The organism is Pseudomonas sp. PSB18 (genome assembly GCF_014596565.1).
GTDB lineage: Bacteria > Pseudomonadota > Gammaproteobacteria > Pseudomonadales > Pseudomonadaceae > Aquipseudomonas.
The window spans coordinates 98,892-114,953 of record NZ_NOIN01000004.1; the positions used below are offsets into that span (position 1 = coordinate 98,892).

At 61.3% G+C, this 16,062-nt stretch carries 18 protein-coding genes; 9 read left to right on the forward strand and 9 right to left on the reverse strand.

From position 1 onward, the window contains the following. Positions 1-8 precede the first annotated feature (8 nt). From CGA22_RS11465 to CGA22_RS11480, 4 genes are all read right to left on the reverse strand, one after another. Complete coding sequence (locus tag CGA22_RS11465) at positions 9-347, reverse strand: thioredoxin family protein (RefSeq protein WP_041022502.1); 339 nt, start codon at positions 345-347, stop codon at positions 9-11. 110 nt (positions 348-457) lie between these two features. Then, the gene (locus CGA22_RS11470) at positions 458-1,471 is read right to left on the reverse strand and encodes an AI-2E family transporter (RefSeq protein ID WP_041022501.1); all 1,014 of its coding nucleotides are present in this window, start codon (positions 1,469-1,471) and stop codon (positions 458-460) included. A 237-nt stretch (positions 1,472-1,708) separates the two neighbouring features. After that, on the reverse strand, positions 1,709-2,005 hold the full coding sequence (locus CGA22_RS11475) for a PsiF family protein (RefSeq protein ID WP_041022500.1): 297 nt from the start codon (positions 2,003-2,005) through the stop codon (positions 1,709-1,711). Between the two features lie 63 nt (positions 2,006-2,068). Next, positions 2,069-2,959, reverse strand: a complete 891-nt coding sequence (locus CGA22_RS11480) for an esterase/lipase family protein (RefSeq protein ID WP_041022499.1) — start codon at positions 2,957-2,959, stop codon at positions 2,069-2,071. Between the two features lie 189 nt (positions 2,960-3,148). Here CGA22_RS11480 and CGA22_RS11485 point away from each other — a divergent pair, with 189 nt between their 5' ends. After that, a complete protein-coding gene (locus CGA22_RS11485) occupies positions 3,149-3,679 on the forward strand; it encodes a bacterioferritin (RefSeq protein ID WP_041022498.1) in 531 nt (176 codons plus the stop codon). Positions 3,680-3,786: 107 nt separating this feature from the next. On the opposite strand, the gene CGA22_RS11490 is transcribed toward CGA22_RS11485, so the two are convergent. Then, positions 3,787-5,862 (reverse strand): AsmA family protein, encoded by a 2,076-nt coding sequence (locus CGA22_RS11490; RefSeq protein WP_041022497.1) that lies wholly within the window; start codon positions 5,860-5,862, stop codon positions 3,787-3,789. Between the two features lie 362 nt (positions 5,863-6,224). Here CGA22_RS11490 and CGA22_RS11495 point away from each other — a divergent pair, with 362 nt between their 5' ends. From CGA22_RS11495 to CGA22_RS11525, 7 genes are all read left to right on the forward strand, one after another. After that, positions 6,225-6,674, forward strand: coding sequence for a hypothetical protein (locus CGA22_RS11495; RefSeq protein WP_188258588.1), 450 nt, complete (start codon positions 6,225-6,227; stop codon positions 6,672-6,674). A 155-nt stretch (positions 6,675-6,829) separates the two neighbouring features. After that, complete coding sequence (locus tag CGA22_RS11500) at positions 6,830-7,462, forward strand: TetR family transcriptional regulator (protein WP_041020091.1); 633 nt, start codon at positions 6,830-6,832, stop codon at positions 7,460-7,462. A gap of 259 nt (positions 7,463-7,721) precedes the next feature. Then, positions 7,722-8,222, forward strand: coding sequence for an urease accessory protein UreE (ureE, locus tag CGA22_RS11505; RefSeq protein WP_041020090.1), 501 nt, complete (start codon positions 7,722-7,724; stop codon positions 8,220-8,222). Next, positions 8,219-8,893: an urease accessory protein UreF gene (locus tag CGA22_RS11510; RefSeq protein WP_041020089.1), complete on the forward strand. Its 675-nt coding sequence runs from the start codon at positions 8,219-8,221 to the stop codon at positions 8,891-8,893. The genes ureE and CGA22_RS11510 overlap by 4 nt, the downstream gene beginning before the upstream one ends. Positions 8,894-8,902: 9 nt before the next feature. Next, positions 8,903-9,517 (forward strand): urease accessory protein UreG, encoded by a 615-nt coding sequence (ureG, locus tag CGA22_RS11515; RefSeq protein WP_041020088.1) that lies wholly within the window; start codon positions 8,903-8,905, stop codon positions 9,515-9,517. Between the two features lie 31 nt (positions 9,518-9,548). Then, complete coding sequence (locus CGA22_RS11520) at positions 9,549-10,121, forward strand: HupE/UreJ family protein (protein ID WP_188258589.1); 573 nt, start codon at positions 9,549-9,551, stop codon at positions 10,119-10,121. A 178-nt stretch (positions 10,122-10,299) separates the two neighbouring features. Continuing rightward, complete coding sequence (locus CGA22_RS11525) at positions 10,300-11,433, forward strand: AGE family epimerase/isomerase (protein WP_041020087.1); 1,134 nt, start codon at positions 10,300-10,302, stop codon at positions 11,431-11,433. A gap of 129 nt (positions 11,434-11,562) precedes the next feature. On the opposite strand, the gene CGA22_RS11530 is transcribed toward CGA22_RS11525, so the two are convergent. Beyond that, on the reverse strand, positions 11,563-12,330 hold the full coding sequence (locus tag CGA22_RS11530) for an SDR family oxidoreductase (RefSeq protein WP_041020086.1): 768 nt from the start codon (positions 12,328-12,330) through the stop codon (positions 11,563-11,565). Between the two features lies 1 nt (position 12,331). On the opposite strand from CGA22_RS11530, the gene CGA22_RS11535 reads away from it, so the two are divergent. Continuing rightward, positions 12,332-12,532 carry a hypothetical protein gene (locus CGA22_RS11535; RefSeq protein WP_041020085.1) on the forward strand — a complete coding sequence of 67 codons (201 nt, stop codon included), beginning with the start codon at positions 12,332-12,334 and terminating at the stop codon, positions 12,530-12,532. Between the two features lie 647 nt (positions 12,533-13,179). Here CGA22_RS11535 and CGA22_RS11540 read toward each other — a convergent pair. The 3 genes from CGA22_RS11540 to livM are packed head-to-tail and all read right to left on the reverse strand — an operon-like array spanning position 13,180 to position 16,062. Next, positions 13,180-13,896 (reverse strand): ABC transporter ATP-binding protein, encoded by a 717-nt coding sequence (locus tag CGA22_RS11540; RefSeq protein ID WP_041023532.1) that lies wholly within the window; start codon positions 13,894-13,896, stop codon positions 13,180-13,182. Beyond that, positions 13,893-14,765 carry an ABC transporter ATP-binding protein gene (locus CGA22_RS11545; protein ID WP_041023534.1) on the reverse strand — a complete coding sequence of 291 codons (873 nt, stop codon included), beginning with the start codon at positions 14,763-14,765 and terminating at the stop codon, positions 13,893-13,895. Before CGA22_RS11545 ends, CGA22_RS11540 begins: the two co-directional genes overlap by 4 nt. Next, complete coding sequence (gene livM / locus CGA22_RS11550; RefSeq protein ID WP_041023531.1) at positions 14,758-16,062, reverse strand: high-affinity branched-chain amino acid ABC transporter permease LivM; 1,305 nt, start codon at positions 16,060-16,062, stop codon at positions 14,758-14,760. Before livM ends, CGA22_RS11545 begins: the two co-directional genes overlap by 8 nt.

A 16,062-nucleotide genomic window follows, 5' to 3' on the forward strand; every position in this document is an offset into this window, starting at 1 on the left:
GTCGATCTCTACGCGTCTGGCGCGGCCAACCCATCGACCCACGTCTTGAAGAGATCCGCATAATTGTAGAAACCGACGACCGTGCGCACCAGATCACCGCTCTTGTCCAGCATGAGAGTGGTGGGTGCGGACTGGACATCGTAGTTGCGCTCTACCTCGCCTTCGGGATCGAAGGCCTTCTCCAGGAACAGGATTTTCCCGGCCTGGGCTTGAGCAGCTTTTTCGAGACTGGCGATCATACTGTCCGAACTTTTCTTGCCTTTCGTGCAGAACAACACAACAACGGGCATGTTGGCGCTCAGTACCCGCTCCTCGAAATTGCTTTGATCCACCGATATCAAAGTCATGGCCCAGCTCCCTCAAGAGTACGAATGAATGCTTCGCCCAGGAAGCTAATCAATAACCATGAGGGCCGGTCTACTGTCAGAAATTACAGTGCAGATAAATGGTCTGCCGCCTACACCATTCCCAGCTGCTTCAACTCGCTCTTGAGGTACGCATAGTAAATCGGCCCCGCCACCACCCCCGGCAGGCCGAACGCCGCTTCGAACACCAGCATCGCCATGAGCAATTCCCAGGACCTGGCGCTGATCTGCCCACCCACGATGCGGGCGTTGAGGAAGTATTCGAGCTTGTGGATCACGATCAGGTAGCCCAGTGCCGCCACGGCGACCCAGATCGACAGCGACAGGCCGACGATGGTGATCAGGGTGTTGGACATCAGGTTGCCGATGACCGGCAGCAACCCCAGCAGGAAGGTCATCACGATCAGGGTCTTGGTCAGCGGCAGCTTGATGCCGAATAGCGGCAGCACCACTGCCAGGAAAATCCCGGTGAAAAAGGTATTGAGCAGGGAAATCTTGATCTGGGCGAAGACAATGTTGCGGAACGCCTTGACCAACAGGTTCAGGCGATCGAACAGTGCAGCGGCCAGGGGCTTGCGCTTGGTCAGGTCGGGGACGCGTTGCAAGGCGATGATCGCCCCCAGCACCATGCCGATCAGCAATGTCACGAACATGTGGGCCGCGTCCTTGCCCACCAGTTGCAGGTCGCTCAGGTGCTTGCTCATCCAGTCGCCGATTGCCACCCGGAACTCGGCGGCGCTGGCCGGCAGGTAGGCGTCGATGAAGGGGGGCAACTGCCCGCGGGCGCGGTCGACCACCGTCATGAATTTGTCCAGGGACGCACCGGGGTTTTCCGCCTCATGCAGCAGGAAACTGATTGCCCCGGCGAAGATCAACGTGAGGACACTCACCACCAGGGTGCCCAGCAACGCCACCGCGAGCCAGCGGGCACGTCGGCCTTCGATCAATCGCTGCAGTTGCGGGGTGAGCATGTTGACCAGCTCGAACACCAGCAGCCCGGCCAGCAGGCTTGGCAAGAGGCGCAGCGGCAATACCAGCAACAGCCCACCAAAAATGATCACCCAACTGATCACCAACAACACATGACGCTGAGAAAACGTTGGCATACAGCCTCAGAACCAAAACGGCGTGAAAGGATCGGCAGTCTGCCAGCCTTCCGCCGACAGCACTAGGGATTGTATCGGCCGACTTTGGTCGGGGTTCAGGGGATTTTGCAGTGCCCGTGAAGGCCCTGTGGGAGCATGGCTTGCCCGCGACAGGGTCACCTCGGTCTCAACGTAAACCAAGGCGCCTGCATCGCGGGCAAGCCATGCTCCCACAGAAGCTCGCGACAGGTACCTCCTTTATTTGTTCTTCAGGCAATTACTCATGAACGCTTTACGCTCGTCGCCCTTGAGCGCCTTGGTGGTAGCGTCGGCGTTGCAGGTCTTCATGCGTTCCTGCGGCGTTCCCCCCCGTACTTCAGGCGGCTTGGTCTTCAGGCAGGTGCTCATGAAGGCCTTGCGCTCATCGCCCTTGAGCGCCTTGGCGGTGGCATCGGCGTTGCAGGTGGTCATCTTGGTCTGTTGGGCCGTCGCAGCGAAGCCTTGGGAACACAGCAGCAAACCGATCATCAACAAAGGGACACGCAACATCTTCATGACGTTTTCTCCTGAATGCCGCACGATCGTGACGGCGATGAATCCAGTGTAGACAACGCTGCTCTATACACCGGCCGCTTTCAAGCGCTCTGCATGCTCGACAAACAACCAGATCGGCTCGGCCCCCTTGCCCACCAGTCCCAGGGACTGATTGACGATGTCGAAGTGGTCGAGTGGGTAGTCATCGCCGATGACCGTACCCAGGTGCGAACTGAAGCGCCCGACCATGCCATCGCACTGCCCCGCCTCACGCACGAACGTCCGGGCGAACAGGCGACAGCTGCGATTCGTGCCGTCGAAGAGGTTGCGCCCCTTGTCGGTCTTGCCGGGCTGCAGGATCCCGGACCAGGAGTAGTAACGCACGCCATCGACCTCTGCCGCCCCCTGTCCACCCCAGGTTTCAGGCAGTCCCTGTGGATAACGCTCGTTGAAGCGCGCCACCCCGGCGGTGGTGAGGGACTCATGGGAGGCATGAAGGTCCACCGGCAGCTTCGGCCCGCGATAGCCGGTTTCGAGCAGGCTCATCAGCGCGTTGATCAACCGCAGCACCGCGCTGAGCAGGCGCCCCCTGGCACTGTTCGGCGGGTAGTGGGCCAGCAGGTAGTCGGCCAGTTCGGAGCCGTGATTGGGACCGGCCACCGACGTGACGGACGCCACCAGGTCCGGGCGCTTGGCCGCCGCATAGCGGGCACTGAGAGCACCCTGGCTGTGGCCGATCAGGTTGACCTTGGGCGCGCCGGTCTGCCGCAGCACCTCCTCGATCCGCGCCAGCAATTGCTCGCCGCGCACCTCCGACGAATGCAGCGGCGAGACCTTCACCGCCACCACCACCGCGCCACCCCGGCGCAACGCCGAAACGATCCCATACCAGTACGGATACAACACCAGGCGAATGAACCCGAGCATGCCTGGGACCAGCACCAGCGGGTAGCGAGTGGCGCAGCGTTGCGACATGGATGGACGTCCTTGTGATCGATGATGGGTAGAAGACCAGTCTAGGCGCTCTTCATGACGCCTGATCATCATTGTAGGAACTGGCAACATTGCATAAAACTTTTGCCGCGCTCATCACTCCCAACGTTGTAAGCGATCGCGCCCCGAGAGCGTGACGCCCCCAACCGGATCAGCCTCCAGGAGAACGAGATGAGCGACATGCACTTATCCGATGTGACGACCCTGCGCGAACGTGCGCGGCAGAACGTGCAGAACGGCGCAGTGACCGAGGGCTACAACGCCGATCGACAGGAAGTCGTGCGCCTGCTCAACGAAGCACTGGCCACTGAGCTGGTGTGCGTGCTGCGTTACAAGCGCCATTACTTCATGGCCACCGGCCTCAAGGCCAGCGTGGCGGCCAGCGAATTCCTCGAACACGCCAACCAGGAAGCCGAACACGCCGACAGGCTGGCCGAGCGCATCGTGCAACTGGGCGGCGAGCCGGAGTTCAACCCCGACCTGTTGACCCGCAACTCCCACGCCCAGTACGTGGCAGGCAACACCCTCAAGGAAATGGTCTACGAAGATCTGGTGGCCGAGCGGATCGCCATCGACAGCTACCGGGAAATCATCCAGTACATGGGCGATAAAGACCCGACCACCCGGCGTATCTTCGAGGACATCCTGGCCCAGGAAGAAGAACACGCCGATGACATGGCCGATATCCTGGCCGATTTGTAACCCCCCATCGCGAGCAGGCTCGCTCCCACATTCGATAGGTGTACACCCTCAATGTGGAAGCGAGCCTGCTCGCGATGAGGCCAGCCGCCTCACCGCAACTCCCTGAACTACCGTGTCGGCTTGACCGTCACCGGTGCCTTGCCCGCCTTCATCTGCTCGAGCAGCGGCGCACACTGGTTCGGCTCGCCACCGCTGGGGGCCACCAGGGCCAGCAAGCCTGCCGCCGGTGCGGCGATCACACCCAGCGCCACCATCCCGGCACCGCGCAACATCAGCGGCACGGCCTTGACCCCGGCGGAGGGTTTGGCGAACTTGCCCCGCACATACAAGGGCGAGCGCAGGGAAATCAGCCGCCAGCCCTTGGACTCCGGAGAAATGGTCAGGTCCAGTTGTTCCGTGGCCATGTTAGCCGTGCCGTCGATGTAGATGATCGCGTTTTCCGTGTCGAACACGAACAAGCGAGTGGTTGCCAGGCCGGTCTTGATATCGAAGTCCGCCGCGGCGCAGTTGATCTTCACTTCCTTGTCGCCAAAAATTTTCCCTATCACGTAGTTACCCACGTTCAACCCCGCCAGCTCCATCAGCTCGCGACTGATGGCGCCGTCGTTGATGAGCATTTTCAGCGTGCCGTTGGAAGTCCCCAGCAACGCCGCGACCGAATTGCCGCGCCCGCTGATATCGGCGTCTCCGTTGAGCTCACCGAAACTGGTTTTCATCGGTTCGAAACCGGGGAACAACTGCTTGAGCTTGAATCCTCGTGCCGTCAGCTTCGCCTGCCCCTCAAGGGGATGGGCTTGACCGTTGAGGCGGATCTGCGCATCGAGCCGGCCACCGGCGACGCCGAAACGCAGGGGTTCGAGGCTCAGTTGGCCGTCGTTGAGCACCAGGTGCGTGTAGAGGTCGGTGAATGGCAGCTGCGCGCTGTGGACGATGCGCTTGCCGGTGAACTCCACGTCGGCGTCCATTGCGCTCCAACGCTCGGTGCGGAACTCCTCCACGGGCAACACCTTGTCCGACGGCTGTTTGCTGGCGCTGCCACGGGCCTTCTGTTCGGTGTTGGAATCAGCGCCGATCAGCGGCGCCAGATCGCTGAACAACAGTTGGTTGGATACCAGCGTGCCACTGAGTTTTGGCCGTGGCTGGCTGGCAACGTAGGCCAGGTCACCGTGGATATCGCTGTCGCCGATCTTTCCGTTAAAGGCCTCATAGCGAAACAGCGCCCCATCCGGTTCATGGAGTTTGGCAATCAGATGACCGTCGGTCTCATAGGGCGGCGAATCCGGCAAGGTCACGCCGGTCAGTGGATACAGATGAGCAAGGCTGGTGCCGGCCAGTTTCAGGCGCAGATCCAGGGCACCGAGATTCATCGGGTCGGTGAGCGTACCGGCCAGCTCGACGCGGGTATCGGCGGTCTTTACCTGAGCCTGCAAGGGAAAGGGTTGCGATGCATTCTGCAACGCCAGCAGGCCGCCGACCTTGCCGGAACCACTGAGGTTCTGTCCGTGATACTGCCCGTCGACCTTGAAGGCGAACCCATAGTCCTGAGCCGTCGCGCCTTGATCCTGAACCTTTTTCGCGGCCTTTTCGCCGACGATATCCTTGAACGGAATGGACTTCCCCAGCGGGTCGATCAGCAGGTCGAGTCGGGTCTTCAAGGTCTGGTCGTCAAGCGTGACGTGCCCCTTGTCGAAGCCGATGGCCCCGATGTCCACCACCCAGCTTGACGGTTTGGCGTCCGGGTCCTTCGGATCGAACTGGAAGGTCCAGTTGGCGCGTCCATCAGCCAGGCGTTGCAGGTTGGCGTCGGGTTCGGTCAGGTCGACTCGGGGAATCGTCACTCGCCGGGCCAACAGGGCCAGGGGGGAGATGCGCAACTCGACACGCTTGAGCGTGGCCATCTGCGGTTTTTTCGACCACTCGGGGTTGCCCAGGCTCAAATCCTCGGCCACCACATGAGGCCACGGCACCCAGGCCCGCCAGCCCCCCTCTTCGGGCTCACGTTGCCAGACCACCGCCAGGTTGCCGTTGATGGCGAACGGGCGATGCAGTTCCTCGGACACCTTGGCGTTGAGCGTCGGTTTGATCCGGTTCCAATCGAAGAACACGATGACCAGCACCAACACGGCCAGCAGGACAGCAAGGCTGGCCAAGCTCCAGGCAAGGATTTTTGAAGTGCGTGTCATGCACAAGGCTCCTGATGACAAATCGGCGTCCGTACCGCAACACCTGAAAAACCGAACCTGTCGTCGGTTCGTTATATGAGTGAGACTGGTGAAACGAGCAACAGGTTTACCCTACAGGGCGAAAAACCTGACCGATCCGCCAGCAAGTTGTTACCGCCCCCGCACATTTGCGTGGCGCCGATGGGTACGAAATACCCACCATGGTGCAAAACCGCCCCTCGGAAACGCCCGTTCTAGAGCCTTCCCACAGAACAATCAATTCCGTTGATTATTACCATTGCGTTTAGGAACTTTTATATCGACTTATCGAGAGTAGCATTGCCCTCGTACCCACTTTTTAGCCCTCCCGAGGAGCAACGATCATGAAACGCCAATTACTGATGAGTCTTTCCCTTTCACTGCTGGCCTCCACCGCTTTCGCCCTGCCAGCTTCCGAACAGGCTACACCACAGGTCAAGGACAGCCACTCGGTCTACAGCCAGACTGTTGCCGAAGACGGCTTCAACCAAACTCGTCAAGGCCAACTCGCCGAAGATGGCTACAACAACACCCCTCAAGGCCAACTCGCTGAAGATGGCTACAACAACACCCCTCAAGGCCAACTCGCCGAAGATGGCTACAACAGCACCCCCCAAGGCCAACTCGCTGAAGATGGCTACAACAACACCCCCCAAGGCCAACTCGCCGAAGATGGCTACAACAACACCCCTCAAGGCCAACTTGCCGAAGGTGGTCGCCAGCGCCTGGAAGAAAAAGGTCTGGTTGAAGACGGCAGTGAGCGGACCCTCGAACGCAACAGCAAAGTGAGCTGAGCCCATGGTGGCCCGGAAAAAAGCCCGATTCCTGCAATCGGGCTTTTGACTTTTCAAGCCCCCCGCTTCCCCGTGTAATCCCCTCTACCGTTCGACGTTGATAAAGCCGATTTGCTAAAGTGCGTCGCTCCCATGGCTCAGAAACCAGTCCTGCGATGCTGCCCCGCGCCGAACAGAAACAACAGACCCGAATTGCCCTGATGGATGCGGCCCGTCATTTGATGGAATCCGGCCGGGGGTTCGGCAGCCTGAGCCTGCGCGAAGTGGCCAAGACAGCGGGCATTGTACCCACCGGTTTCTACCGGCATTTCGACGACATGGACCAACTGGGCCTGGCGCTGGTCAGCGAAGTGGGCCAGACCTTCCGCGAAACCATCCGGCTGGTGCGTCACAATGAATTCGTCATGGGCGGCATCATCGATGCGTCGGTGCGAATTTTCCTCGACGTGGTGCAGGCCAATCGATCGCAGTTCCTGTTCCTGGCCCGCGAACAGTACGGCGGCTCCCTGCCGGTACGCCAGGCCATCGCACAACTGCGCGAAGCCATCAGCTCGGACCTGGCCGCCGACCTGGCATTGATGCCGAAACTGCAGCATCTGGACCTTGCCGGGCTGAGTGTAATGGCCGACCTCATCGTCAAGAGCGTGTTCGCCACCCTGCCCGACATCATCGACCCTCCCGCCGAAGCGCCCCCCGACCACCTCACGCCCCAGGCGAAGATCACTCAGCAACTGCGGTTTATCTTTATCGGCCTCAAGCATTGGCAAGGCCTGGGCAGCACAGAGTAATCCCCCTGCGGGAACGAGCCTGCTCGCGATGGCGGTGGATCAGTCGACTTCCATGCGGCTGATCCGCCGCCATCGCGAGCAGGCTCGCTCCCACAGGTTCGCCGAGCGCCGCAAAACAGTGCACATCTCTCGCCGCGCGCACTGGTTCGGAGCGTCCTGAAAGCCCGCCCCAATCATCCCACGCCCATTTCCTACACCATCTTCGATTGGCAAGCCCCTTGCTCTAAACACAGCACCGTTCATTGCTGGAAGCACTCCGATGCTGGTGATTCATCGCAGAATCGACACTCAACCCCGCTGGGATGCCGAGCTTCATTTGACGTTCGATGCCCGCAGCAAAAGTCGCCTGCGCTGTTTCAGTGCCGAGGGTGAAGACGTGGGATTGTTTTTGGAGCGGGGCCAGCCGCCGCTTTACGACGGCGAATACCTCCAGGCCGAAGACGGACGTATCGTGCGCGTCTGCGCCCGCCCCGAACAGCTGCTGCATGTCACCTGCGCCAATGGCTTCGAGCTGACGCGGGCGGCCTATCACCTGGGCAATCGCCATGTGGCCCTGCAAGTGGGTGATGGCTGGTTGCGCCTGCTGGACGATTACGTGCTCAAGGCGATGCTCGAACAACTGGGCGCCAGCGTCACCGCCATCGAAGCCCCTTTCCAACCGGAACACGGCGCCTATGGCGGCGGCCATCATCATTCGCGGCACGGCGACGAAGACTTCAACTATGCACCGCGGCTGCATCAGTTCGGCGTGCGCACATGAATCCGGCCTGGGCGCTGTTGCGTCTGGCCAGCCCGCAGTTGCCCATCGGCGGCTACAGCTATTCCCAAGGACTGGAGATGGCGGTGGATAACGGCCAGATCAAAACCGCCGACGACGCGCGCCGATGGATCGGCGATCAATTGCTCCTGAACCTGGCACGTTTCGAAGCGCCCCTGCTGCTCGCTCATTGCAGCGCCGCCGCAGCGGACGATTGGGACGCCCTTGGGCAACACTGCGAAGCACACCGCGCCAGTCGGGAGACTCGCGAGCTGTATCAGGAGAGCCGGCAGATGGGCTATTCGTTGCAGCAACTGCTCGGCGGCCTGCCGGAACTCGACGGTGCCGCCCGACAATTTCTCGAACAACGCAGCGAACCCCACCTGGCCCTGGGCTGGGCCCTGGCCGCCCGCGCCTGGGACATCACGCCCCAGGACGCGCTCGCCGCCTGGCTGTGGAGCTGGCTGGAAAACCAACTGGCGGTGCTGATGAAAACCCTTCCCCTCGGCCAGCAAGCCGCCCAGCGCCTGACCAGCGAACTGCTGCCGCTGCTGCAACAGGCCCAGCACAACGCCTCGAACATCAACCCCGAGCATCACGGCAGCGCCGCGTTTGGCCTGTCCCTGGCGTGTATGGCCCATGAGCGCCAGTACAGCCGTCTGTTCCGTTCCTAGGAGACCAACATGAACACACAACCCCTGCGCGTCGGCATCGGCGGCCCGGTGGGCTCCGGCAAGACCGCCCTGACCCTGGCCCTGTGCCTGGCCCTGCGCGAGCGCTACAACCTGGCGGTGGTCACCAACGATATCTACACCCGCGAAGACGCCGACTTCCTGGTCCGCAACGAAGCCCTGGCGCCGGAGCGGATCATCGGTGTCGAAACCGGCGGCTGCCCACACACGGCCATTCGCGAAGACGCCTCGATCAACCTCGAAGCGGTCGACCAGTTGAACCGGCGCTTCCCGGGGCTGGATCTGATCCTGGTGGAGTCCGGCGGCGACAACCTCTCGGCAACCTTCAGCCCGGAACTGTCGGACCTGACCCTTTACGTGATCGATGTATCGGCCGGGGACAAATTGCCACGCAAGGGTGGGCCGGGCATCTGCAAGTCCGACTTGCTGGTGATCAATAAAATCGACCTGGCACCGCTGGTAGGCGCCTCCCTGGAGATGATGGACAGCGACACCCGGCGGATGCGCAACGGCAAGCCATTCGTGTTCAGCAACCAGAAAACCGGTCAGGGCCTGGACGAGATCATCGCGTTCATCGAGCGCCAGGGCCTGCTGACAGCTGCCTGATTTTTCGAACGTTCAACAAGGAAGCCTTTTCATGACACTCAAACGTATTCTCGGCACCCTCGCTCTGCTGCTGGCCCCGACCCTGGTCTTCGCCCACCCCGGCCATGGCGACAATGGCCTGATCGCCGGCCTCGGGCACCCTATCGGCGGCCTGGATCACCTGCTCGCCATGCTCGCGGTCGGCTTGTGGGCGGCACAACAACAAGGCACCGCACGCTGGGCGCTGCCCTGCACGTTCATCGGCACGATGCTGATCGGCGGCTTGTTCGGCTTCGAAGGCCTGCAACTGCCGGCACTGGAAAGCGGGATTGCCGCCTCGGTGCTGGCCCTGGGCCTGGCGGTGGCGCTGGCCGTGCGTCCGCCATTGAGCCTGGCGGTTGCCTCGACGGCATTGTTTGCGCTGTTCCATGGCGTGGCCCACGGGCTGGAGTTGCCGGACATGTCGAGCCCATGGGCTTATGCGGCCGGGTTCGTCGCTGCGACGGCGGCGCTGCATGGCGCAGGTTTCGCCCTGGTTCGTGCGCTGCCGCGAGCCGCAGCGCCTTTGGTGCGGCTGGCGGGGGCGGTTTCGGCGGGGGTTGGTGTCTGGTTGTTGGCAGGTTGATGTATTAGTGCCTGTACGGGCCTCATCGCGAGCAGGCTCGCTCCCACAGTTGATGGACGTACGCCGTCCATGTGGGAGCGAGCCTGTTCGCGATGGCAGACTTGCAAGCGTTACCTATCTGAAGTCGGTCACTCTGCTACCATGTCGCGCATCGCCCCTGCCGTGACGACGTCCGCCCATGCCCGATGCTTCCCGCCCCGCTCCTTCGCCTGAATTGATCGCCCTGTTCGCAACGGTGCGCCAGCATTTTCACCAGGTGATCGTGCCCATGTGGCAGGGCCCGGGCTGGAATGCCGAGCTGGCACTGCCCTATGAATCCCTGGATGCCACACACACGCCGCTGCCGCCCCAGCGCTACCGCGCGATGGCCTGCGCCAGACAGCTGTATGTGTTCGCCAGTCTGATCGGCGAAGTGCCAGGGGCCGAAGAACGGGCCGCGGCGCTGTTCCGCTCGCTGCAGCGGCACTTCCACGATGCCGAACACGGCGGCTGGTTCTACAGCATCGACCCGCAAGGCACCCCGCTGGACACTGGCAAGGATCTCTACACCCACGCCTTCATCCTGTTCGCCTGCGCTCATTACTGGGGCAAGGTTCGCGAGCCGTTGGTGGAGTCGGTGCTCAACGCCGCCCTGGAAGTCATTGCCCGGCGCTTTGCCATGGGCGACGGCCTCTACGAGGCCAGCCTCAGGCGCGATTGGTCAACGCTCGGATCCGGCCCGTTGCAGAACCCCCTGATGCACCTGGCCGAAGCTTTCCTCGCCACCCTCTCGGTTCGCGAAGACGCCAGCGTTCGCCAGGCATTGCTGAGCCTGTGTGATGGGATGTTCAAGCGTTTCACTGAGCCGAAACTGGGCGTGATGATGGAGAAACCGCTCAAGGCTGTGGATAACTGGTTTGAGCCGGGACACCAGTTCGAGTGGTATTTCCTGCTGGCCTCGTCGCCCCTGCTGCAGGGCAGCAAATTGCATGCTGCCCTGGAACAAAGTTTCGGCTATACCGAGCAACAAGGTGTGAACCCGCAGTCCGGCGCGGTGTGCGCCATGCTGGGCCCGGCGCCGGACGCTGTCGCGCGCGACGCCACCCAGCGCATCTGGGCCCAGGCCGAGTATCTGCGCGCCCTCACCCTGCGCCCGGGAAGCCAGGACGTGTTGCTGCGTCAGCTACAGGCTCTGCAACAGCATTTCCTGCATGCCAAGGGGTGGAACGAATGCCTTGATGCCGATGGCCTCGTCAGTCGTCGGGACATGCCCTCCACAACCCCCTATCACCTGATGACGAGCTATCGCGGATTGGCCGATTACCTGGGCTGACCGGTCGATTGCTATCGCGGGCAAGCCTTGCTCCCACAGGTTCGAGTCATTCCCGGAGCAAAGTATGTTCCCACGGTACTGAGCTTTCCGTGGGAGCAAGGCTTGCCCGCGATGAACGATAACGCGGTCCTATCCCTTGTTATTTCTCTCAATGGCAAATCCGGCCCAGGTCTGGCTTACCGGCATCAGTTCCAGGCTGTTGATGTTGATATGCGCTGGCGTGTTGAGCACCCAATAAATCGTTTCGGCAATGTCCTGCGGCTGGATCGGCTCGGCCCCGGCATAGGTCGCGTTGTAGCGCTCCTGATCACCGCCGAAGCGCACCAGTGAGAACTCGCTCTCACACAGGCCAGGCTCGATGTTGCTGACCCGCACACCGGTACCTTGCAGGTCGCAACGCAGGTTCAGCGAGAACTGTTTGACGAACGCCTTGGTCGCGCCATACACGTGGCTACCCGGATACGGGTAGTTGCCGGCGATGGAACCCAGGTTGATGATCCCTGCGCCACGGCCGTGGGCAATCAGGCGCGGCAGCAGCAGGCGCGTGCTGTAGAGCAGCCCCTTGACGTTGGTGTCGACCATGGTGTCCCAGTCATCGAGATCGCACTTGGGCGCCGGATCGACCCCCAGGGCCAGTCCAGCGTTGTTGATCAAGCCACGCAATGTAGCGAAGGACGGCGGCAGGTTGGCGATGGCCTCCTCCATGGCCTTGCGGTCACGCACATCCAATACCAGACCATGGACTTCAGTCTGTTTCGACAGCTCGGCACACAGCGCATTGAGGCGCTCTTCACGGCGTCCGGTCAGCACCAGTTTCCAACCGGCCTCGGCAAAACGACGGGCACAGGCTTCACCAAATCCGGACGTCGCCCCGGTGATAAACAGGGTATTGGACATCATGTTCTCCTTGATTGGGCTTGAGACAGCCATTGAATGGGATCGGCCACAGCATGCCCGGCCCGACAGCGAGCGGCAACTGCCCACCGTGGATGTTGATCCGGGCGGGATTGATCATAAAACGATCAAACGGCGCCAACCCTTGCAGGGTAAGGGCTACAGCCTGTTGCCCGCACCTTATCCACAGGCACGTCCACAGTAATCGGGGGCAAGTGAAAACACCCCAGGCCGCTGTGCGTAAGGCTTTGCGAGGCATCTGGAAAATTTTTTCCCTTGACCCTGCATGTGAGCTTGTGCAGATCGGATTCTCTGCTATAAGCCACGGTCCATGGGGCGATGGCTCGAAGCCAGCAACCACGGCCCTCAGAGCGGTCTTTCCAGAGTTTAATCACAGACTTATCCACAGGCTTGCCCACAGATTTCCAAGCCTGTTCCAGCGCTCATAAAAGGGTTGACAACCTCCACTCATGCTTGCCTGAAAACGCCTGTTCAAAAAACGATCACCGCTCTGCAAGCCACGTATTTAAAGGCGTGCAGCCAGCTACTCCCACGTTACCCACAGCCGGCTCCACAGCAAACGGGGACAAGTCAAAACCGTGACAAAACAACTATTTGCGGCGACTTTATGTCGCGGTTTGGCAAGGGTTGTGGATTGTTGTCCACAATTCTTGCGCCACATCAATTTCCCTGTGGGAGCGAGCCTGCTCGCGATAGCGGTGGATCAGGCACAGAGATGCCGACTGTTTCATCGCTATCGCGAGCAGGCTCGCTCCCACAGGGGTTGGTGGGGTTCTCAAGGCAATAAAAAACCGGCGATCACTCGCCGGTTTCTTTGTTGCCCTATCGGCGTCAGTGCCCGCCCAGATACGCGTTGCGCACCTCTTCGTTGGCGAGCAGTTCCTTGCCGGTACCGGTCAGGCGGATTTCGCCGTTGACCATCACATAGGCCCGGTCCGACAACCTGAGGGCGTGGTTGGCGTTCTGTTCCACCAGGAAGATGGTCATCCCGGTGGACGCCAGTTCCCGCAGGGTGGCGAAGATCTGTTTCACCACGATCGGCGCCAGCCCCAGGCTCGGCTCATCGAGCAGCAACAACTTCGGCCGGCTCATCAACGCCCGGGCAATGGCGAGCATTTGCTGCTCGCCACCGGACATGGTCATGGCCCGCTGGTTGCGCCGCTCCTTGAGCCGCGGGAACAGCTCGAACATGCGCTGCATGTCTTCGCTGGCGTATTTGTCGCCGATAGGGATGGTCCCCATCAACAGGTTCTCCTCGACGGTCATGTCGGGGAACACCCGCCGGCCTTCCGGCGACTGGGCGATGCCGTTGGAGGCGATGTAGTGGGAGGATTTGTGGGTGATGTCCACACCCTGGTAGATGATCTGCCCACTGGCTGCGCGCGGCTGGCCGAAGATCGACATCAGCAGCGTGGACTTGCCGGCGCCATTGGAGCCGATCAGGCTCACCGTCTCGCCTTCGCCAATCTGCATCGAGACTTTCTTCAGGGCCTGGATCGGCCCGTAGAACACGTCCAGTTCCTTGAGTTCGAGGATCGGTCCACTCATACCAGTTCCTCTTCATCGGCACCCAGGTAGGCCGCGATCACCTTCGGATCGTTGCGAATCGCCTCCGGACCGCCCTCGGCGATCACGTTGCCGTGGTCCAGCACCACGATGTGGTCGGAAATGCTCATTACCATGCCCATGTCGTGTTCGATCAGCACCACGGTCAGATCGTGCTCGTCACGCAGCAGCCGGATCATCGCGCTCAGCGCTTCGGTTTCCTGAGGGTTGAGGCCCGCGGCCGGTTCGTCGAGGCAGATGACCTGCGGACGGGTGCACATGGCCCGGGCAATTTCCAGGCGGCGCTGCTGGCCATAGGAAAGCTCACCCGCCAAGCGGTTGGCACAGTCGACCAGGTCCACGACCTCCAGCCAGTAGAAAGCATGATCCAGCGCGTCGCTTTCGGCCTTGCGATACCCCTTGGTGTTGAGGATGCCGGCCACCAGGCTGCGGTTGACCCACATGTGCTGGGCCACCAGGAGGTTTTCCAGCACCGACATTTCCCGGAACAGACGAATGTTCTGGAAGGTGCGCGCCAGGCCGGCACGGTTCACCAGGTGGGTACCGCCGAACATCTTGTAGTACAGCCGACTGGCAAAGGATTTCGGCGAGACGAAGTCGGTGGGACGAAACGCTTCGCCCAACAGCTTGATGACATTGGTCCGCTCGCCGCGCACGTTGAGCTCGATCTTGCCGCCCGAGGCCTTGTAGAAGCCGGTCAGGCAGTTGAACACCGTGGTCTTGCCTGCGCCATTGGGGCCGATCAGGGCGAAGATCGAGTTGCGCTTGACCTGCAGGCTGACGTCGCTGAGGGCCTTGATGCCACCGAATTGCATCATCAGGTTTTCGACCTGGAGTACGACTTCACTCATGGCGCTGCCCTCCGTCATGCGCTAAGGCACCTTTACGCGGCTTCACACCCGTACGGCTGATGCGGATCAGGCCGCGAGGTCGCCAGATCATCATCAACACCATCAGTACGCCGAACAGCAGCACGCGGTATTCGGAAAAGCTGCGCAGCAGCTCTGGCGTAATGGTGAGCACGAACGCCGCGATCACCACGCCCACCGTCGAGCCCATGCCGCCCAGGACCACGATCGCCAGGATCAGCGCCGACTCGAAGAACGTGAACGACGATGGGTTGACGAACCCTTGATAGCTGGCGAAGAACACCCCGGCCAGGCCGGCGGTGGATGCACCGAGGGTGAATGCCGACAGCTTGACCAGTACGTGGTTAAGGCCCATGGAACGGCAGGCGATCTCGTCTTCGCGCAGGGCTTCCCAGGCGCGTCCGACCGGCATGCGGGTCAACCTGTGCTTGATGTAGAGCACCAGCAGCACAACGATGAACAACACGATGTAGATGAACAGGAATTTCAGGTTCGGGTTGTAGTCGATGCCGAAGAACTCGTGGAACGGCACGCCTCCATCCTTGGCCTTGCGACCGAACTCCAGACCGAGGAAGGTCGGCGATGGCACGGGCATGCCGTTCGGCCCGCCGGTGAACGACAGCCAGTTATTGAGTACCAACCGGATGATTTCACCGAAGCCCAGGGTCACGATCGCCAGGTAGTCACCGTGCATTCGCAACACGGGGAAGCCCAATATGCATCCCGCCAGCGCTGCCGCGAGCGCCGCCAGTGGCAGCACGGTCCAGAAACCCAGCCCCAGGTACTGATAACCCAGCGCCAGGCCATAGGCGCCGATGGCGTAGAACGCCACGTAACCCAGGTCGAGCAGGCCCGCCAGGCCGACCACGATGTTCAGGCCCAGGCCGAGCAGCACGTAGATCAGCCCGAGGATGACCACCGTGAGCACGTATTTGTTGGCGAAAAACGGAAAGACGATGGCGATCACGATCAGCGCCGGGATGATCCAGCGCAGGCGCGACTTGTAGTCCGGTGGCAGGACGTGCACGCCGGAACCGGGGCTTTCGAAGCCCTGGAGCACCTTCAGGCCCTTGGACGTTTGCAGGAACAGGCTCAAGGCAAAACGCCCGACCATCACGATCGCCACCAGCCAGCCGACGCGGGCCGGTTGCAGGTTGAAGCTGTAGCCGTCGAGCACCACGCCGACAATCGGCCCGAACACGATCAGCGAGATCAGGCCCGCCAGGATCGCGTCGATGACGCTCTGTTTGATATCAATCGGTTTATTGGCAGCAGACAT